Source organism: Streptomyces fructofermentans (assembly GCF_014651055.1).
Taxonomy (GTDB): domain Bacteria; phylum Actinomycetota; class Actinomycetes; order Streptomycetales; family Streptomycetaceae; genus Streptomyces; species Streptomyces fructofermentans.
Genome location: NZ_BMWD01000029.1, coordinates 38,578 through 58,169, shown reverse-complemented (window position 1 = coordinate 58,169; position 19,592 = coordinate 38,578). Strand labels below are relative to the sequence as shown.

Here is a 19,592-nt window from a genome sequence, read left to right as displayed (position 1 = left end):
GGAAGATGGTCTACAGCAAGCAGGAAACGGCGGGCGCCCCGACGTGTTGTCACGCGGCCAGGTAGAGCAGGATCCCCGGTTGCGTCGACGCTTGATGTGAGGCTGTTTCCCATGTTCGATCCGGTCATAGCGCCCAGCGGTACGCTGCTCGGCCTGCTCCAGAGGGGCCGCGGCGACGGCACGCTGCACGCGCTCACCGCACCGCGCTCCGAAGCGCTCGCGGCACTGAACCACTGCGTGCTCCGCGACCCCCGCCACGACTGGCAGGTGGAGAACCGCTCCCTCTACTACGCACGCCTCCATCTCGACCTGGGCGGATCGCTCGACGAGATCGAGGCGCACCTCTTCGACGCCGAGGACGTGCTCGACACCGACGAGTCCCGTACGGGCCTCGCGCTCGCCGTCCTCGGACACCTCGCCTCCTACGGGCGGCGGGACGCGCTCGACCTGCTGCGGCGCTACGCCGCCGTGGGCGCCAACTGGGCCTGGGCCCTCGACGAACTGGCGCTGCGGGACGACGACGCGGGCCTGCGGGCCCTCGCTACCCCGGTGCTCGCCCGGTTCCCGGCCGGTCCCGAGGGGGACGCCGAGCTGGCGGCCGTCGTACGGGACTCCTTCGAGCCGCGGCCCTGGCGGCTGTGGGCCGACGACCCCCGCGAGGCCGTCGGCGCACGCGTGCGGGCCGCCCGGGAAGCCGGCTCCTTCGACCGCTGGCAACGCCAGATGCGGCCCTCGGGTCCCCGCCCCGGCTGGAGCGTGCGGGCCGTCTTCGAATGGGCCCAGCAGGGCGTCGAGCGCGGCGCCGCGCTCCACGTCCCGGCCGCGCGCTGCCTGACGGCCGTCGCCGGACCCGAGGACCGCCCCGAGATCGTCGAAGCGGCGAGGACCGGGGACGACGGCGCGCGGTGCACCGCCCTGCGCCATCTCGCCGACCGCGACGATCCCGACGCCCTCGACCTGGTCGAGGCCGCCCAGGACTCCGGCTCCCGCCTCGTCGTGGAGGCGGCCGTGGAGGCCTTCGAACGGATGCAGAGCACGGCCGCCGTGGAACGGGCGCGCGGCTGGGTCCACCGGCCCGACGCCCTCGGCGAGGCGGCGGGACGCGTCCTGGCCTGCCGCGGCGGGGCGCACGACCGTGACCTCGTCCTCGGCGCGCTCCGCGAGGCCGTGCGCGGCGAGGGCCCCGACGCACCGACCCTGTGGACCCTCGTGGACGGCGCCGGACGGCTCGGCATCGCCGGCGCGGCCCCCGTCCTGCGGCACGTCTACCGCGAGACCGCCTCGTCCGTGCTGCGCGGGCGCGCCGCCCGCGCGCTCGCCGCCACCGACCCCTCCTTCCCCGCCGGATTCGCCGTCGAATGCCTCTGGGACTGCGAGGAGTCCACCCGCGAGGTGGCCGCCCGGCACGCGGAGACCGGCGACGCCCGGGTCGTCGAGCGGCTCCGGCGGCTCGCCTCGGACCCGGCCGAGGAGGCCGAGGTGCAGACCGCGGTCCGCAGCCGCATCGGCCCGGACGCGTCCGCCGTGTGACACCCGCGGGGCCGCGGCACCCCGGCCCGCCGGGAGTGCCGCGCCCGGACCGGGCGGCGCCGGGGTGTCGGGTCCGCGTCGTCGGGCCGTGGCCCGCAGGTGCGGGTCCGGACGCCGGAGCGTGACCCGCGCGTGACGAGGGGGCACGCGGAGCGCAACGCTCACGGGACGTTCCCCGGCCGGAAAGATCCACGTTGACGCGGCCACGTCCCGGACGACGACAACACCGGTATGCGTGTCGTCATCGTGACCGAGTCCTTTCCCCCCGATGTGAACGGCGTGGCCCACTGCGCGCTCCAGACCGCCCGGCATCTCGTCGAGCGCGGTCACGCCCCCGTCGTCGTCGCCCCCGCCACCGCGGCGGGGGACGGGACCGACGCCCTCGCGCCGTGCCCCGTCGTCCGAATCCCCTCACTGCCGCTCCCGGGCTACCCCCAGGTCCGCGTCGCCCTCCCCAGCAGACGCGTCGCCGCGGCGATCGCCGCGCACCGTGCCGACATCGTCCACCTGGCGAGCCCCTTCGTCCTCGGCGTCCGGGGCATGGCGGCGGCCGGCCGCCTCGGCATACCCGCCGTGGCCGTCTACCAGACCGACCTCGCCGGCTACGCCCGTACGTACATGGGGGCGGGCGAGGCCACCGCCTGGCGCCGCATCCGGTCCGTGCACGCCGCCGCCGACCTCACCCTCGCGCCGTCGGGCGCGGCACTGCGCGACCTGGAGGCACACGGCGTGCCCCGGGTGCGCCTGTGGCCGCGCGGAGTGGACACCGACCGGTTCCGGCCGTCGCACCGGGACGACGCGCTGCGCCGTGAACTGGCCCCTGGCGGTGAGCCGATCGTCGGCTACGTGGGCCGCCTCGCACCGGAGAAGCAGGTCGAACTGCTCGCCGGGGCGTGCTCCCTCGACGGCGTACGGCTCGTCGTCGTCGGCGACGGCCCGAGCCTGCCGGGGCTCGGACAGGCCCTGCCCGGAGCCGTATTCCTCGGCCGTCGCACCGGCGGCGAACTCGCCCGGATCTTCGCCTCACTGGACGTCTTCGTGCACACGGGCCCGTACGAGACCTTCTGCCAGACCGTCCAGGAGGCGATGGCGAGCGGAGTGCCCGTCGTGGCCCCCGCCGCGGGCGGCCCGCTCGACCTGGTCGCCCACGGAAGGACCGGACTGCTCGTCCCGCCCCGCGACGCGACCGCCGTGCGCGACGCCGTGCGGGCACTCGTCGCCGACCCCGGCATCCGGGCCGAGTACGGCGCCGAGGCCCGGCGCGCCGTCGAGGGCCGCACCTGGGCCGCCGTCGGCGACCAGCTCATCGGCCACTACACCGACGTGCTCGCCCGGCGCCCGGTGGTGGCGGCATGAGCGGGGCCCTGCGGATCGTCCGTCTCGCCAACTTCGTCGCTCCCGCCTCGGGCGGACTGCGCACCGCGCTGCGCGAACTCGGCTCCGGCTACCTGGCGGCCGGACACGAACCCGTACTGGTGGTGCCCGGCGCCCGCGCCTCGGACCGAACGACCGGACAGGGACGGGTGATCACCCTGCCCGGCCCGCTGCTGCCCGCCACCGGCGGCTACCGCGTCCTCACCGACCGGCGCCGGGTCGCCGCCCTCCTGGAGTCCCTCGCCCCCGACCGGCTGGAGGTCAGCGACCGCACGACCCTGCGCTGGACGGGTGTCTGGGCACGGCGGGCCCGGGTGCCCGCCGTGATGGTCTCCCACGAGACCGCCGACGGGGTGCTGCGCACCTGGGGCCTGCCCGACGGCCTGGCCCGGCGCGCCTCCGACACCCTCAACACCCGTACCGCGCACCACTACGCGCGGATCGTGTGCACCACGGAGTACGCGGAGCGCGAGTTCGTCCGCATCGGAGCACGCAACGTCGTACGCGCCCCCCTGGGCGTCGACCTGGAGGGCAGGCACCCGGCGCTGCGCGACCCGGGGCTGCGCGCCCGCCACGCGCGCCCCGGCGAACTGCTGCTCGTCCTGTGCTCCCGGCTGTCCGTGGAGAAGCGGCCGGGAACGGCACTGGACGCGCTGGACGCCCTGCTGCGCGGGGGCAGGCGCGCCGTGCTCGTCGTGGCGGGCGACGGACCGCTGCGGCCCCGGCTCGAACAGCGGGCGCGCGAGCGGCGGTTGCCGGTCGTCTTCCTCGGCCACGTCGCCGACCGCGCGCACCTCGGCGGCCTCCAGGCCTCCGCTGACGTGTGCCTGGCACCCGGACCCGCGGAGACCTTCGGGCTCGCCGCACTGGAGGCGATGGCCTGCGGCACGCCCGTCGTGGCCAGCGCCTCCAGCGCGCTGCCCGAGGTCATCGGCTCCGCCGGGGCCGTCGCCGCGGACACCGGGCGGGCGTTCGCGGCGGCCGTGGAGACGCTCCTCGCGCGCCCCGAGGGCGAGCGGCGGGCGGCGGCACGCGCGCGTGCCGCCCGGTTCGGCTGGCCGGCGGCCGTCGGGGCGTTCCTCGCCGCCCACGACGCGGACCTCCGAGTGCCGCGGCCCGGCCCGGCCCCGGCCGCCGCCCCGGCGCGGCGGACACCGGAGGGTGTCGGATGAGACCCGTCCGGTTCGTGGCGCTCGGCGACTCCCTCACCGAAGGGGTGGGGGATCCCGTGGACGGGCGGTGGCGCGGCTGGGCCGAACTGCTCGCCGCCGGACTCGCCCCGGCCGGGGCGCCGGTGGAGTTGATCAACCTCGCGGTCGGCGGCGCCCAGACGCGTGACGTGCTGGAACTCCAGACACCCGCCGTGCTGGCCGTACGGCCCGACCTCGTCTCCGTCGTCGTCGGTGTGAACGACACCCTGCGCCGGACCTTCGACGTCCGCTCCGTCGCGGAGCGGCTCGACCGGGTGTACGCGGCGGTCACCGGGCAGGGCGCGCTCCTGCTCACCGCCTGCCTGCCCGACCCCGGCGCGATGCTGGGCCTGCCCGGGGCGCTGGCCGGGCCCCTCGCCAGGCGCCAGCGGGCGGTGAACACGATCGTGCACGCCCTCTCCGAGCGGTACGGGGCCGTCCACCTGCACGCCGCGGAGGGGGACTGGGTCACCGACCGGTCGATGTGGAGCGCGGACCGGCTGCACCCGGGGGAACGCGGGCACCGTCAACTCGCCGTCCGCTTCCACCGGTTGCTCGCGGACGCGGGGGCCGCGACCGGCGCGCCGCCGTCCGCGGAGCCGGGGTCGCCCGGGCCCACCCGGCCGGCGAGCCTGTGGTGGCTGGCCACCGCCGGGACGGGCTGGGTGGCCCGCCGCTGCACCGACCTGCTGCCCCAACTCCTCTCCCTGGCGGCCTCCGAGGTCCGTCACCGGGCCCGGGGGACCACCGCGGGCCTCGACCTCGGCGCCTCCCGCGCGGTGTCGTCGGCCCTGGCCGCCTCGATGGCGACGGCTCCGGTACCCGGCCCGGCGTCCGCGTGGGCGGGGCGACGCGGCCCGGACACGGCGTGACCCGCCACGCTGGCGGGCCCGTTCCGGGTCAGCGCCGGGTAAGTGGGCTGCCCTGAAAGGGCGTTGGCTGCCACCGTGTCCGACCGGGCCGGCGCGATGCCGGGTCGGCGTCGCGCCGGGGTGGCGTCGCGCCGGGGTGGCCGCGTGGCCCGTACGGCCGGGCGCCCGTTGCGCCGTCGGGTGAGTCGGGTGAGTCGGGTGAGTCGGGTGAGTCGGGTGCGTGGGCTGCCGCGCCGCAGCCGACCGCAGTACGACCGTGCCGAGCATCCGGGCGGTGCCTACTGCCGTGCCGGGCAGCCGGGCAGCCGGGCGGCGCGTACGGCCGTGTCGGGCATCCGGGCGGCGCGTTCGGCGGTGTCGGGCGGCCCGCTCGCGCACGACCGGGCGGAGTGGTCGACCGGCGGCCCGGGAGGGCCGGTCAGCGGCGGCGGCCCACGGCCGCGAAGCGCAGGGGGATGCCCGGCGCGGCCTGGGCCGCCGCGGGGAGGTCCTCGGCGCGGACGACCGCGATCACCGGGTAGCCCCCGGTGGTCGGGTGGTCGGCGAGGAACACCACGGGCCTGCCGTCCGGAGGCACCTGCACGGCTCCCAGCACCATGCCCTCGCTGGGCAGTTCACCCACGCGGGCACGTTCCAGGACCGGCCCCTCGGTGCGCAGGCCGATGCGGTTGCTCGCCGACGAGACCCGGTACGGGCGCGAGACCAGGGTGCGTACGGCCGCCGCCGTGAACCAGTCGTCGCGCGGTCCCGGCGTCACCCGCAGGACCAGCTCGGCCGGCGGACCCGGCTGCGCGGCGACGTCCACGCGCGCGGGGGAGCCGTCGGGCCGGCCCACGGGCAGCACCACGCCGTCGGCCAGCGGCGGCGGACCGAGACCGGACAGCAGGTCCGTCGACCGGCTGCCGAGCACCGGATCGACGGCCACCCCGCCCGACACGCCCACGTAGGCGCGTACTCCGAGGACCGCCCTGCCCACGGACAGGCGCGCCCCCGCGGGCACCCGCACCGGCGCCCCCCAGGGCACCGCGCGCCCGTCCACCGAGACCGGGCACGGGGCGCCCGCGACGGCGACGGTGACCGCCGAACGCGGTCGCAGGTCGCAGCCGTCCAGGGTCGTCTCCAGGACCGCGGCCTCCGGCCGGTTGCCGACGAGCCGGTTCACCAGGGCCGCCGAGGGCCCGTCCAGCGCCCCGGAGCGCGGCACGCCCAGATGCGCGTGGCCCGGCCGTCCGAGGTCCTGGACCGTGGTCAGCGCGCCGGCCCTGACGACGACGAGCGCGCGGTCCGTCATCAGGACCCCTCCGGCAGGGACGGTACGAAGCGCACCGGCGTGCCGGGCGACAGCAGGGCGGCGGGCACGCGCGCGTGGTCCCACAGCACGGCGTCCGTCGTCCCGATCAGCCGCCAGCCGCCCGGCGACGAACGCGGGTACACCCCGGTGTACGGGCCCGCGAGCCCCACGGAACCGGCCGGGACCGCGGTCCTCGGGGTCGCGTGCCGCGGTACGGCGTAGCGGTCCGGGAGCCCGGTCAGATAGCCGAACCCCGGGGCGAAACCGCAGAAGGCGACCCGGAACTCGGCCGCCGAGTGGATACGCGCCACCTCCTCGGGGGGCACGCCCCAGTGGGCCGCGACGTCCGCCAGGTCGGGGCCGTCGTAGCGCACGGGTATCCGCACCGGCTCCCGCACGGGCGGGGGGACGGCGGGCAGCGGTTCCGCGCTCAGCCGCGCCGCCACCCCCACGGGATCGTCGACGCCGTCGAGCAGGACCGTGCGCGCGGCGGGGACCACCTCGCGCGCCGACAGGGAGCCCTCCGCGCGGCGGCGCAGCAGTTCCGCGTGCAGCGCCTGCGCCTCCTGCGCCCCGGCCACCTCGACGAGCAGGGCGCGGTCGCCGACCGGCAGCACCCTCATACGAACGCCTCCACCCGTACACCCGACGACTCCAGCCCCGCGCGCACCCGGCGGGCCAGATCCACCGCGCCGGGCGTGTCCCCGTGCAGGCACAGGGAGCGGGCGCGCACCGCGATGTCCCGCCCGCAGTGGGAGGCGACGACGCCCGACACGGCCAGGCCCACGGCGCGCTCCACCACTGCCTCCGGCCCCGTGAGCACCGCGCCCTCCCGGCCGCGCGGCACGAGCGTGCCCTCGGCGGTGTACGCGCGGTCCGCGAACGCCTCGGTGACGATCGGGAGTCCGGCCCCGCCCGCCAGGTCGAGCAGCCGCGAGCCGGGCAGCCCGAGCACCGGGAGCGCGGCGCCCGCGAGGAGCACCCCCTCGACGACCGCCGCGGCCTGCTCCTCGTCGCGCACGACACGGTTGTAGAGCGCGCCGTGCGGTTTGACGTACGCCACGTCCGCCCCCGCCGCCCGCGCGAACACCGTCAACGCGCCGATCTGGTACGCCACTTCGGCCGACAGTTCGTCGGACGGCACGTCCATCGCCCGCCGCCCGAAGCCCGCCAGGTCCCGGTACGAGACCTGGGCGCCGATCCGTACACCGCGCTCGGCGGCCTGTTCGCACACCCGCCGCATGGTGGCGGCGTCCCCCGCGTGGAAACCGCAGGCGACGTTGGCGCTCGTGACCACGGACAGCAGTTGCTCGTCGTCGGTCAGACGCCAGCGGCCGAACCCCTCGCCCAGGTCGGCGTTCAGGTCGATCGAGGTCATGGAGTGTCCGTTCCTCCGGTCAGGCGACGCGGTACTGCTCGTCGCGGGCGTCGGTGATGAACATCCGGCCCGGCGCGTGGGTGATCGCGAACGGCGGACGCGAGGCCATCACCGCCGCCTGCGGGGTCACCCCGCAGGCCCAGAACACCGGGATGTCGTCCGGCTCGGGCACCACGGGGTCGCCGAAGTCCGGCCGCCCGAGGTCCTCGATGCCGAGGCCGCCCGGATCGCCGCAGTACACCGGGCCGCCGTGCACGGCGGGCAGCAGACCGGTCTCCCGGATCGCGGTGGCCACGTGCTGGGGCGGCACGGGCCGCATCGACACGACCATCGGCCCGTGCAGCCGTCCCGCCGGCCGGCACTGACGGCTGGTCACGTACATGGAGACGTTGCGGCCCTGCTCGATGTGGCGCATCGGTACGCCGGCCTCGGTCAGCGCCCACTCGAAGGTGAAGCTGCAGCCGATGAGGAACGACACGAGATCACCGCGCCAGTGGGACACCACGTCCGTCGGCTCCTCGACCAACTCCCCGTGCTCCCAAACCCGGTAGCGCGGAAGGTCGGTGCGCAGGTCGGCGCCGTCCGCGAGCACCGTCGTCCAGGAGCCGGCGTCCGTGACGTCGAGTACGGGGCAGGGCTTCGGATTGCGCTGGCAGAACAGGAGCATGTCGTACGCCCAGTCGGCCGGCACCGAGACCAGGTTCGCCTGGGTGTGCCCCGCCGCGAAGCCCGCGGTGGGACCCGACAGGCCCGCGCGGAACCGCGCGCGCGCCTCGAACGGGCTCCAGGCGTCGGCCTGTTCGACGGCCGGGTCGGGCGGCCGGTGCTGTGTGCGGTTCACAGGAGCTCCTTCCCACGCGTCTCCGGCAGGCCGAGCAGGGCCAGTGCCGCGAGACCGTATCCGATCGCGCCGAAGACCAGCGCGCCCCCGACGCCCCAGCTGTCGGCCAGGAAGCCCACCAGGGTCGGGAAGACCGCGCCCACGGCACGGCCTGTGTTGTACGTGAAGCCCTGCCCCGTGCCGCGCACCGCCGTCGGGTACAGCTCGCTGAGGAACGAGCCGAAGCCGCTGAAGATCGCCGACATGCAGAAGCCGAGCGGGAAGCCGAGCACGAGGACGAGGGTGTCGGCGCCGCTCGGGATGTTCGAGTAGGCCAGGATGCAGACCGCCGAAAGGACCGCGAAGAGCAGGATGTTGCGCTTGCGGCCCAGCTTGTCGGTGAGCAGCCCGCCGGTCAGATAGCCGATGAAGGCGCCCGAGATCAGGAACGTCAGATAGCCGCCCGTACCGACGACGGACAGTCCGCGGTCCGTCTTCAGATAGGTCGGGACCCAGGTCGCCAGCGTGTAGTAGCCGCCCTGGACGCCGGTGGAGAGCAAAACCGCGAAGAGCGTGGTCCGCAGCAGTCCGGGCTCCGCGGCCGTGCCCCGCCGGAAGATCGCCGCGAACGAGCCCCGCTCCGGGTTGCGCCTGCGCGCCTCGGCCGCCTCCGGGGCGTCCCGCACCTGGCGGCGCACCCACACGACGAGCAGCGCGGGCAGCGCTCCGGTCCAGAACATCACGCGCCAGGCGATGTCGTCGTCCAGGAACTGGAAGACCAGCGTGTAGACGACCACGGCCAGACCCCAGCCGACGGCCCAGGAGCTCTGGATCGCGCCGAGGGTGCGGCCCCGGTGCCGGGGACTCGCGTACTCGGCGACCAGGATCGCGCCCACCGCCCACTCGCCGCCGAAGCCGAGGCCCTGGAGGGCCCGGAAGACCAGCAGCGTCTCGTAGTTGGGCGCGAAACCGCAGGCCACGGTGAAGACCGCGTAGGTGACGATGGTGATCATCAGGGCCTTGACGCGGCCGATCCGGTCCGCGATCACGGCCGCGGCGGCGCCGCCGATCGCGGACACGACGAGCGTGACCGTCGTGAACAGCCCGGTCTGGCCGCTGCTGAGACCGAAGTACGCAGCCAGGGCCACCATGCTCAGCGGCAGCGTGAAGTAGTCGTACGAGTCCAGCGCGTAGCCGCCGAACGCGCCGCCGAAGGCGCGCCGGCCGCGCGGGCCGAGGGCCCGCAGCCAGGCGAACGCGCCGTCGTCCTCTGTGTGTTCGCCCGGATGGTGGCGCTCGTCCGTGGTCAGGGCCTGCGGTGGAGGGGTCGTGCTCATGGGCACCTCGCAGATGAGGGACGGGAGGGTGCTGGAAGTGAGCCGTGCCGTGCTGAAGGACGGGAAGGGACGGGTCCGTCCGGAGCGGAGCGCCGGGGTGCCGGCCGCGCGGAGCGGCCGGAGATGCCCGGCCCGGGCGGTGCGGAGCGGCCGAAGAAGCCCGGCCTGGGCGGTGCGGACGTGTGGGGACGCCGCGTGGACGTGTGGGTGGTGCCTTGCCCGACGTGCCGGCGGGGCCGGAGTCCCAGGAGTACCGGAGTACCGGAGTCCCGGGAGGACCGGAGTCCCGGGAGCGCCGGGCGGTGGTGCGGAAGGTGCCGTGCCGGAGCGGGAAGTGCCGTACGGGCGCCGGGGGTTCCGGTACGAATGACCGGCGCCTGACAAGCAAGGTAGAGGATCGTTGAACGATCCTTCAATACCCGTGTTGTCTCGTTCTTGGGTCTGCGGTTGAATCCGGGCGTGGCCGAACTGAACGGACTGGCGGACGACCGCGCGCTGCTGGGCCGCACCAGCACCGCCGAGCGGGTCTCGGACATCCTCAGGACCCGGATCGCCGAGGGGTACTTCCCGCCGGGCACGCGGCTGTCCGAGGACGGCATCGCAGGCGCGCTCGGGGTCTCGCGCAACACGCTGCGGGAGGCGTTCCGGCTGCTCACGCACGAGCGCCTGCTGGTCCACGAGTTGAACCGCGGTGTCTTCGTGCGGGTCCTGACCGTCGAGGACGTCGAGGACATCTACCGCACCCGCGCCCTGGTGGAGTGCGCCGTCGTACGAGGGCTCGGCGCCCCGCCCTACGCCGTGGACGCTCTCGCCGCGGCCGTCGAGGAGGGGCGGCGGGCGACCCGCGAATCCGACTGGAAGGCACTGGGCACCGCCAACATCCACTTCCACCGCGAACTGGTGGCGCTGGCCGGCAGTGCCCGCACCGACGAGCTGATGCGCAGCGTCTTCGCCGAACTGCGGCTCGCCTTCCACCTCGTGGACGATCCGCGGCGGCTGCACGAGCCGTACCTCGCGCGCAACGGCGCGATCGTCGACGCGCTCCGCGGCGGCGACCGGCAGGAGGCCGAGAGGCTGCTCGCCGCGTACCTCGACGACTCCCGCCGCAGGGTCGTGGAGGTCTACGGGCGCAGGATGGCGGAGGGACGGGGCTGACGCGCGTCCCGCGCGCCCTCGGGGGACGCCTCCCCCGTCCCGGTGGGGCCCGGCCCCGTCCCGGCGGACGCGTCCGCCGTCCCGGTGGGCGCCCGGCCCGTCCCGGTGGGCGTGCGGCGACGGCTGCGGCGCCTCGCGGCGGTGCCGGACGGCTTGAACGCGCCCCCCGGCGAGGGCTGAGGTGCCGCCCCGGTTCCGTGGCCGGTTCGGGGGCGGCCCTCCGTCTCCGTGTCCGGCACGAGGCCGGTCCTCCGCCTTCGTGCTCGGTACGGGGGCGGTTCGCCGTATCCGCGCCGGGTACGGGGTCCGCCCTCCGCCTCCGCCTTCGCCTTCGTGTCCGGCACGAGGCGGCTCTCCCCGTCCGGTACGAGGGCTCGGGCCGTGTTCGGCGGTGGGCGCCGATCCGGCGCGGCCCGCGGGACGGGCTCGTCGACCGTCACGGGTGCCACCCGGGCCGCAGGGCGCTCGCCCCTGGCCGCCCGCTGCTCGTCGTGCGCCGCCACCGCTCCGCCACCGGTCGCCGGCTGTGTCCGCCGGCCTTCCGGCCGTGCTGCCGCCGGCCGTCCGACCGGTCCACGGGCTCCAGGCGCCCGCTGCGCCGGAACCGGGTGGTTCGCGACGCCTGCGCCTCTGCGCCTCTGCTCCGCTTGCTCCGCGGGCCGTCGCGGTGGCGCCGCTCCCGGCCCGGGTCGGCCGGCCGCGCGGCGCGGGGTCGTACGGGTCCGCCCCGGCAGGGGTTCCCGGGGCCGCCGGGGCCGTCGCGCGGACCCCGGCCCGCGGGGCCTGCGGGGCAGGGGCGACCGGGCCGGGACCGGGGTGCCGGGGCCGCCGGTCGCTTCTGCGTCGTTTCGACCGTTGTCGGACCGAGGACCTAGTCTGTGCACCGTGACTTCGCCTGCATCGACGGACAGCGTTCCGCCCCAGCTCAGCGCGGGACCGCGGCCCGCGCCGGGCCCGGCCGCCGACGAGGGGCTGGCGCGGCGGCTGCGCGCGCTCGCGTGCACCGCGCCGCTGCACGACCTGGACGTGCGCAAGGCGAACCTGGCGGGCGAGTACTCGGTGTACGGCATGGCGGAAGTGGCGCTCTCCGCCATCGACCTCGTCACACTGAACATGGACTTCGACACGGGCGCCGATCACGACCAGATAGTGGCGAGGCTCATCCCGCGCATCGCCGCCCAGGCCCCCGGCCGCCCCGTCGCCGAGCACGAGCGCGTGGCCCGCTGGGTCCTGGAGAACCTGATCAACGTCGGCAGTGTCGACCGGGGCTTCCGCGCCGTCTACGGCACGTTCGCGCCCGACGGCTCGTACGTGCGACGCGACTACGACTTCAAGCTCATCGAGGAGGTCCCGGGCTATGGCGGGACCGTCTACCTGCGCACGACGGACGAGGCGGTCAACGTCCTCGTCGGCGCCCTCGACACCGACGTCACCAGTGCGCAGATCGCCGCCGAGGTCAAGCTGGAGGTGCTGATCAGCCGCGGCCGCCTCGCGGACGCCCAACTCGCCGCCGAGCAGGCCCGGTACCGGACCGTGCAGTACTCGGAGACCCTCCGCAGGGCGCTCGACGCGACCCGGCGCAACGTCCGGGCGGTGGACTGGCTTCAGGCCGTGCCCGACATGATCGCCGAGGCCCTCGACCACGTGGCCGACCGGTACCGCCACGAGAACGCGATCCTCACCAACATCCGCAAGGCGCGGGACGAGTCCGAGGACCCCGAGCAGAAGCGCCGGGCCGCCGAACTGGTCGACATCGTCAAGGACTGCATCCGCCGCCACACGCAGTTGCAGTCCAGGCTCCTGGAGGCCGGACCGCTGTTCCGGGCGGAGCAGGACCGGCAGGCCTTCGCCACCCCGATGACCACCTCGGGGATCGATCTGTACGGACACCTCGTCGCGCCTGTGCTGCCGCTGCCCGTGGCTGAGGCCCTGCGGGTGACGGACGCGTTCTTCGCGCACGGGACCGGGCTGCGCACGCCGGTGTCGGTACGGGTCGCGGACCTCGTCGAGATACTCCTGACGCCGCCGCTGGAGCGCGAGCACCTGGGGGCGGAGATGCCCGAGCCGGACCTGATCGCCACACCGGACGACAGCCGCTTCAGCGAGGAGCAGCTCGCGAGCGCCATGGAGCTGCTCGACCTGCCCGCCGACGCCCCGCGCCGGCTGTCGGGACTGCTCGCCGAGGCGCGCCGCAGCGACCCCGAACTGCCCTACCTCGTCGCCCTGCTGGCCGTCCACGCGGCCAGCCCGCCCGTCGGCACCGCCTACCGGCAGGGCGAGGAGCGGCTGTTGTTCGCCGTGGACGACGGAACCGAACTGGACGACCCGGAGTTCGGCGGGGCGGACCTCATAGTGGGCATGGCACTGCTGGACGCTGCGGGGATGGCGGCGAGCAGGTCGTGAGCGCCGCACCCGACCAGGCACGGACCCTCGTGGTGCGCGGCCCCCGATCGGCCCGCCCACCGCACGCGCCCTCCGGACCTCTCGCGCCACCCGGACCTCTCGCGCCCGTCGCACCGTGCACGCCTGGCGCACTTCGTACGGTCGGTCGTCCCCGGACGGCGGGCGGGCCCCGGACGGCCTGCGGACCGCGCACGCCTGGCGGACTTCGTACGGTCGGCGGACCATGCGGGGCCCGCGGACCCTTTTCCGCCCGCGGACCCCACCGGACCTGCCGCGCCGGCACGGCACGGCCGCTCGGGCTGCCAGGTCCGGGACGCCCGGGCCGTCGTGGCGGCCCTTACGGTGCGGGCAGCCCGGGCAGCCCGGTTCGTCCGGGGCGCCGAACGGCCCCCGTCGTCCCCGGCCCGCGGCAGGCCCCGGTACCGGGCGCCCGGCACCTGCGGCCCCGGCACCTCCGGGCCCCGCATCCCCGCCTTCCGTACCCCCGGCCCCCGCACGGCCAGGCCACGCCCGGCCCCGTCCCGCTGCGGGCCACCCCCGCCCCCGTATCCCAGACCAAGGAGCCCCGCCAGTGACCGAGCACGTCGAGTGGAGTGAGCCGGACGCCCCGGCCGCGTCGGCGCCCGCCGCCGTCACCCCCGCCGACGCAGCCGACGCCGCGCGGCTCGTCGCCTTCGGACTCCAGCCGAAGCTGCAGCCCGCCCGTGACCAGGAGTACGCCGAGCTGCTGCGGCGCTACCGCGAGGACCCGCCCTTCGCCAGACTCGCCGACGCCGTGGCAACCGGCCTCGGCCTGGTCGTCCTGGAGGTGTCCCCGCGTGCGGGGATGGCCGTGACCGCGGCCGAGGACTCGGTGTTCGCCGTGCGCATGGGGGACTACGCTCGCCGGGCGTCCACCGACTCGGGCGACCGCTTCCTGCACGGACTCGCCCATCTCGCCGTCGCCGCCCTCGCCTTCCCGCGGCCCGAGGACCTCGCGGACGACGGATACATCGGCCGGGTCTCCGTCAACGGCGTCGACGCGTTCGTCCGCCAGGCCTGCCGGCGCCTGGAGGAGCGCGCCGACGAGCAGGGACGCAACACCGACCCCGCCACCGACGCCCCCGACCTGGAGGCCGCCTGGCGGATCTGGGCACGGCGCAGTTCCACCGGCGCCACCAAGGACGCGCGCAGACTCGCCGGCTCCACCACCGGCATCGTCGGCAAGGCCGTGGCGTTCCTGACCGACTCCGGCTTCCTCCAGCGCACCGGTGACGAGGCCGGGGGGACGTACCGGACCACCGCCCGCTACCAGCTCCAGGTGCGGGACATGGCCGGCAGCGCCGCGATGGCCGAGCTGCTGGAACTGGGCGTCGTACCCGTCACCGACGGCACCGCGAGCCTGCTGCCCGCAGAGGAGTCCGACGACCTGGAACTGGCCGCCGACGCCGGACTGCCGTTCCACTCCTGACTCCTTCCCGGCTCGTCCCGCACGTTCCTGCCCCAGCCGCCCCGCCCCCGTCCCGCCGCCCCCCCCGGTACCTCCCCTCCCTTCCCGACTCGACTCACGACGAAAGCCCGCCGCCATGTACGAGCTGTCCCGGATCCGCCTCTACTCCATCGGGCCGGCCGGTGCGCGCTACGCCGACACCGTGCTGGACCTGCGGGGCGTGGGGCAGCCGGTGCCCGACCCCGCGCCCACGCAGGCGGAGTTCTTCGAGGAGGAGCCCGTCGGGCCGCCGCGCAGGCCCGCCCCCGCCGGCGTGCTCTTCCTGGAGAACGGCGGCGGCAAGTCCGTCCTGCTCAAGCTGATCTTCTCGGTCATGCTGCCCGGCCACCGCAACACCCTCGGCGGCGCCAGCTCCGGCGTGCTGCGCAAGTTCCTGCTCGCCGACGACTGCGGGCACGTCGCCCTGGAATGGCAGCACACCCTCACCGGCGAATGCGTCGTGGTCGGCAAGGCCAGCGAGTGGCGGGGCCGCCAGGTGTCCAACGACCCCCGCAAGTTCGCCGAGGCCTGGTACTCCTTCCGCCCCGGCCCCGGGCTGAGCCTGGACAACCTGCCGGTCGCCGAGGCCACCTCCGTCCGCCCGCCCGCCGAGGGCGTCTCCGGCGCGCGCGGGCGGCGGCGCACCATGAAGGGCTTCCGGGACGCGATCACCGACGCGGGCAAGGCGTACCCGCACCTCGAAGTGCACTGGGAGGAGATCCACGACCGCTGGAACGAGCACCTGGGCGACCTCGGACTGGACCCCGAACTCTTCCGCTACCAGCGGGAGATGAACGCCGACGAGGGCGAGGCCGCCGGTCTCTTCGCGGTCAAGAAGGACTCCGACTTCACCGACCTGCTGCTGCGCGCGGTCACCGACACCCGCGACACCGACGGACTCGCCGACCTCGTCGGCGGCTTCGGCAACAAACTCGGGCGGCGGGCCGAGCTGATCGCCGAGCGGGAGTTCACCGCCGGCTCCGTCGACCTCCTCGGACGGATCGTGGACGCGGCCGGGACCCGTTCCCGCGCACGTGACGTCCACACCGCCGCCGAGCGGCGCACCCGCACACTGGCCCGCCGCCTGTCCGCGCGCGCCGCCCTGGAACGGGGGCGCACCGGCGACCTGGCCCAGCAGGTCACCACCGCCGCCCACCGGGTCACCGAGGCGGACGAGTCCCGGAGCCGAAGTGCCCTGATCGCCTCCGAACTCGCCTACCGGCACGCCTCGTTGGCGCTCGCCGCGGCGGAGAGGGGCGCGGCCGCGCAGAAGCGCGAACTCGCCGACGCGCGCACCCTGCACGCGGCCTGGCAGGCGGCCGAGGTGGTGCTGCGGCATCGTGCGGCCGCCGACCGCTCCGCACGGGTGGCCGCCGCGATCCTGGAGGCCGAACGGGACGCCGCGCCCGCGTTCGCCGCCCGGGCGAAGGCCGCCGTCGACCTCGTACGGGCGCTGCACGCCGCGGCCGAGGGGGCCGAGGCGGTCGCCAACGAGGAGGAGGAGCGGTCCGCCGCGCTCCAGGAGGCCGGAGAGGCCGCCCACCGGGACGCGACGTCCGCCGCCACCGAGGCGCAGCGCGCCCGCAGTGAGGCCGGCCACCTGCGCCAGCGCCTGGGCGAGGTGGAGCAGGAGACGGCCGAGGCGGTACGCGCCGGATGGCTCGACGACAGCGCCCCCGACGCGGACCCGGCCCGTGCCGCGCTCGCGGCCAGCGACGCCGAGAAGAGCGCCGTCGCGGCCTGGGACACCGCCCGCGAGGCGTCCCGCCGCACGGCGGAGCACGCCAGGGAGGCGGCCTCGGCCGAGTCCCGCGCCGAACTCACGGCCGCCCGCGCCGCCGATGCCGCGACGGCCGCCGACCGCGCCCACGACGCGGAGCGGCGCACCGCGGAGGCACTGGCGACGGAGGAGCGACTGGCGGAACTGCTCAGCCTGCCCGGCGCCGGCGCGCGTACGGGACCGCCGCGGCCCGCACGGGGCACGGGGGCGGCCTCCGGCGACGGGGCGCCCCGGGGCACGGGCCGTGAGGCCCGGCCGGAGGGCGAGGCGCCGCTGTCTGCCGAGGAACTGGACCACTACGCCGACGAGTTGCGGGAACTCCTCGACGGCTCGGTGTCCTCCGCCGAGCGGCTGCTCTTCGACCTGCGGACCGGGGCGGCCGACGACGCCCGGATCCTCGGCGCGCTCGGTGACGGCGGGCTGCTGCCCCCCGGCCCCGACGTCCTGGCCACCGTCGAGTACCTGGGCGAGCACGGCATCCCCGCGCTGCCCGGCTGGCGCTACCTCGCCCAGGCCGTCGACCCGGTCGACCACGCGCGCGTCCTGGCCGCGCGGCCCGAGCTGGTCGACGGCGTGATCATCACGGACCCCGGCACGCACGCCCGCGCGCGCGAGGCCCTGCACGACGCGGCCCTCCTGCCGCGCTCCGCCGTCGCCGTCGGCACGGCCGCCGCGCTGCTCGCCCCGACCCCGGCCCCCGGTGCCGGAGAGGGGGACGTGTTCCTCGTCCCGCCGAACCCGGCCATGCACGACGAGCACGCCGCCGACGAGGAGCGGCGGGCCCTGCGCGCACGCGCCGCCGAACGCGACGAGGAGATCCGCGAGTCGGCGGCCCGGCTCGCCAAGGACCGGGAGCTGGCGGCCCGGCTCTCGTCCTGGCGCACGGGCTGCCCGGCCGGCCGGCTCACCGAACTGGCCGCCGCGGCCCACGACGCGCGCGGATTCGCCGAGGAGGCCGAGGCCGAGCTCGCCGAGGCGCGCACGGTCCGCGCCGAGGCGGACGAGTCGGCGGCCGAGGCGGCCCTCGTACGCGACGACCGGCAGGAGGCGGCACAGCGGGCGCGGCGCGCGGCCGACGCGCTCGCCGGACTCGCCTTCCGGCTGCGCGAACGGGCCGGTTGGCAGGTCAGGCTCAGGGAACTCGCCGACGAGGCCGCCGAGTCGGAGGCCCGCGCCCAGTCCTGCCTGGAGCACGCCCGCGCCGCCGACGAGGACCGTCGCGGCACCCAGCGCGCCGCCGACGACGCCCGCCGCACCGCCCGCGCGCTGCGCGCCGAGCGGGCGGAGATCGCGGGCGCCCCCGACGACGTGCCGCAGGAGGACCCGGCCGCCGCGAGGACGTCGCTGCCCGCCCTCCGCGAGGCGTACCGCGCCGCCTCCCAGCTCTACGAGAAGGTCGGCGTCGGCGCCGACCTGCGCGCCGAACAGGCCCGTGCCGAGAGCGACGAGAGCGCGGCACTCGCCGAACTGGACCGGCTCAGCAACAAGGTCCGCACCCGCGCCGCCCAGCTCCTGGAGTCCACCGGCGGCTCCGACGGACCGTCCCGGCAGGCCGCCGCCGCCCGGGCCGAGGAACTGGTCCAGCTCATCGAGACCCGTGTCTCCACCGCGAGCGAGCAGCTCGGACGGCTGCGCGGCGAGGCCGAGCGGCACGCACCCGGGGACGGCGAGGCGCACACCGGACTGCCCGAGGACCTGGTGCCGCGCGACGCCGAGCACGCCCAGAGCCTGCTGCGCACCGCCACCGGCGAACTCGCCTCCCGCACCGACGCGTTGGACCGGGCCCGCGCGGCCCACGCCGAGCTCCTCGGCGCCCATCGCGCCGCCGAGGACGCGGCCGGCGGCTTCGACGAGACGGCCGCCCTGCTCAGGGACCTGCTGCGGGAGCACGCCGACGACGAGCAGGAGGAGCCCGAGCCGTACCCCGGCACCCTGGAGGAGGCCCGCCACTCCGCCACCGAGGCCCGCCGCTCCCTGCGCGGCTGCGCCGGCGACCTCTCCGCCGCCGAGTCCGCCGTGCGCGAGGCGAGCGACATCCTCGTACGGCACGCCAACTCCACGCGCTACGAGCAGGTCCGCACCCCGGCGCGCCAGCAGATCCGCGAACTCCCCGCGTCCGCGCTGCCCGAGCACGCGCAGAAGTGGGCGGACGCCTTCGCGCCCCGGCTGCGCGTCCTCACCGACGAGTTGGCGCAACTGGAGCGCAACCGCGACTCGATCGTGGACCGGCTGCGCGGACTCGTGGAGTCCTCGCTCGCCACCCTGCGCTCGGCCCAGCGGCTCTCCCGGCTTCCGGAGGGGCTCGGCGAGTGGTCGGGGCAGGAGTTCCTGCGCATCCGCTTCGAGGAGCCCGACCAGGCCACGCTCGCGGAGCGGCTGGGCGAGGTCGTGGACGAGGCGACCCGGGCCGCCGTCAGGAAGAACTCCGACCTGCGCCGCGACGGGATGTCGCTGCTGCTGCGCGGTGTGAGCGCCGCGCTCCAGCCGAAGGGGATCGCCGTCGAGATCCTCAAGCCCGACGCCGTACTGCGGGCCGAGCGCGTCCCCGTCGGGCAGATGGGCGACGTCTTCTCGGGCGGCCAGCTCCTCACCGCCGCCATCGCGCTGTACTGCACGATGGCGGCCCTGCGCAGCAACGACCGGGGCCGTGACAAGCACCGCCACGCGGGCACGCTGTTCCTGGACAACCCCATCGGGCGCGCCAACGCCACGTACCTGCTGGAGCTCCAGCGGGCCGTGTCCGACGCCCTCGGAGTCCAACTCCTCTACACCACGGGCCTCTTCGACACGACCGCGCTGGCCGAGTTCCCCCTGGTGATCCGGTTGCGCAACGACGCGGACCTGCGCGCCGGGCTGAAGTACATCAGCGTGGAGGAGCACCTGCGGCCGGGGCTGCCGCAGCAGGGCCCGGCCGGTGAGGGGGACGCGGTGCACAGCGAGATCACGGCGACGAGGATGTACAAGCGGCCCGCGCCGCACTCCGCCTGACGGGAT

13 protein-coding genes are annotated in these 19,592 nt (G+C 76.0%); 8 read left to right on the top strand and 5 right to left on the bottom strand.

Translation table 11 applies throughout. From position 1 onward, the window contains the following. Window positions 1-111 precede the first annotated feature (111 nt). From IE265_RS31210 to IE265_RS31195, 4 genes are all read left to right on the top strand, one after another. Window positions 112-1,530: a HEAT repeat domain-containing protein gene (locus tag IE265_RS31210; RefSeq protein ID WP_190039104.1), complete on the top strand. Its 1,419-nt coding sequence runs from the start codon at window positions 112-114 to the stop codon at window positions 1,528-1,530. Window positions 1,531-1,761: 231 nt separating this feature from the next. Then, window positions 1,762-2,886 carry a glycosyltransferase family 4 protein gene (locus tag IE265_RS31205; protein WP_190039103.1) on the top strand — a complete coding sequence of 375 codons (1,125 nt, stop codon included), beginning with the start codon at window positions 1,762-1,764 and terminating at the stop codon, window positions 2,884-2,886. Continuing rightward, window positions 2,883-4,076 (top strand): glycosyltransferase, encoded by a 1,194-nt coding sequence (locus IE265_RS31200; protein ID WP_190039102.1) that lies wholly within the window; start codon window positions 2,883-2,885, stop codon window positions 4,074-4,076. Before IE265_RS31205 ends, IE265_RS31200 begins: the two co-directional genes overlap by 4 nt. Then, window positions 4,073-4,966: an SGNH/GDSL hydrolase family protein gene (locus tag IE265_RS31195; protein WP_190039101.1), complete on the top strand. Its 894-nt coding sequence runs from the start codon at window positions 4,073-4,075 to the stop codon at window positions 4,964-4,966. The genes IE265_RS31200 and IE265_RS31195 overlap by 4 nt, the downstream gene beginning before the upstream one ends. Window positions 4,967-5,384: 418 nt before the next feature. Here the strand turns inward: IE265_RS31195 and IE265_RS31190 are convergent, their stop codons facing one another. Genes IE265_RS31190 through IE265_RS31170 form a run of 5 tightly spaced genes read right to left on the bottom strand, consistent with a single transcriptional unit; the run spans window position 5,385 to window position 9,792 of the window. Continuing rightward, window positions 5,385-6,257, bottom strand: a complete 873-nt coding sequence (locus IE265_RS31190; protein ID WP_190039100.1) for a 5-oxoprolinase subunit C family protein — start codon at window positions 6,255-6,257, stop codon at window positions 5,385-5,387. Next, window positions 6,257-6,880 carry a 5-oxoprolinase subunit B family protein gene (locus IE265_RS31185; protein ID WP_190039099.1) on the bottom strand — a complete coding sequence of 208 codons (624 nt, stop codon included), beginning with the start codon at window positions 6,878-6,880 and terminating at the stop codon, window positions 6,257-6,259. Before IE265_RS31185 ends, IE265_RS31190 begins: the two co-directional genes overlap by 1 nt. Next, window positions 6,877-7,635 (bottom strand): LamB/YcsF family protein, encoded by a 759-nt coding sequence (locus IE265_RS31180; protein ID WP_190039098.1) that lies wholly within the window; start codon window positions 7,633-7,635, stop codon window positions 6,877-6,879. Before IE265_RS31180 ends, IE265_RS31185 begins: the two co-directional genes overlap by 4 nt. Before the next feature lie 19 nt (window positions 7,636-7,654). After that, the gene (locus tag IE265_RS31175; RefSeq protein ID WP_190039097.1) at window positions 7,655-8,476 is read right to left on the bottom strand and encodes a putative hydro-lyase; all 822 of its coding nucleotides are present in this window, start codon (window positions 8,474-8,476) and stop codon (window positions 7,655-7,657) included. Next, window positions 8,473-9,792, bottom strand: a complete 1,320-nt coding sequence (locus tag IE265_RS31170; protein WP_190039096.1) for an MFS transporter — start codon at window positions 9,790-9,792, stop codon at window positions 8,473-8,475. Before IE265_RS31170 ends, IE265_RS31175 begins: the two co-directional genes overlap by 4 nt. Window positions 9,793-10,251: 459 nt before the next feature. Here IE265_RS31170 and IE265_RS31165 point away from each other — a divergent pair, with 459 nt between their 5' ends. The 4 genes from IE265_RS31165 (at window position 10,252) to IE265_RS31150 (ending at window position 19,586) form a co-directional block, all read left to right on the top strand. Further along, the gene (locus tag IE265_RS31165) at window positions 10,252-10,947 is read left to right on the top strand and encodes a GntR family transcriptional regulator (protein WP_190039095.1); all 696 of its coding nucleotides are present in this window, start codon (window positions 10,252-10,254) and stop codon (window positions 10,945-10,947) included. Window positions 10,948-11,832: 885 nt separating this feature from the next. Continuing rightward, the gene (locus tag IE265_RS31160) at window positions 11,833-13,350 is read left to right on the top strand and encodes a hypothetical protein (RefSeq protein WP_190039094.1); all 1,518 of its coding nucleotides are present in this window, start codon (window positions 11,833-11,835) and stop codon (window positions 13,348-13,350) included. A 571-nt stretch (window positions 13,351-13,921) separates the two neighbouring features. Continuing rightward, window positions 13,922-14,800, top strand: a complete 879-nt coding sequence (locus IE265_RS31155; RefSeq protein ID WP_190039093.1) for a hypothetical protein — start codon at window positions 13,922-13,924, stop codon at window positions 14,798-14,800. Window positions 14,801-14,915: 115 nt separating this feature from the next. Further along, on the top strand, window positions 14,916-19,586 hold the full coding sequence (locus IE265_RS31150; RefSeq protein ID WP_190039092.1) for a hypothetical protein: 4,671 nt from the start codon (window positions 14,916-14,918) through the stop codon (window positions 19,584-19,586). The last annotated feature ends 6 nt before the right edge of the window (window positions 19,587-19,592 follow it).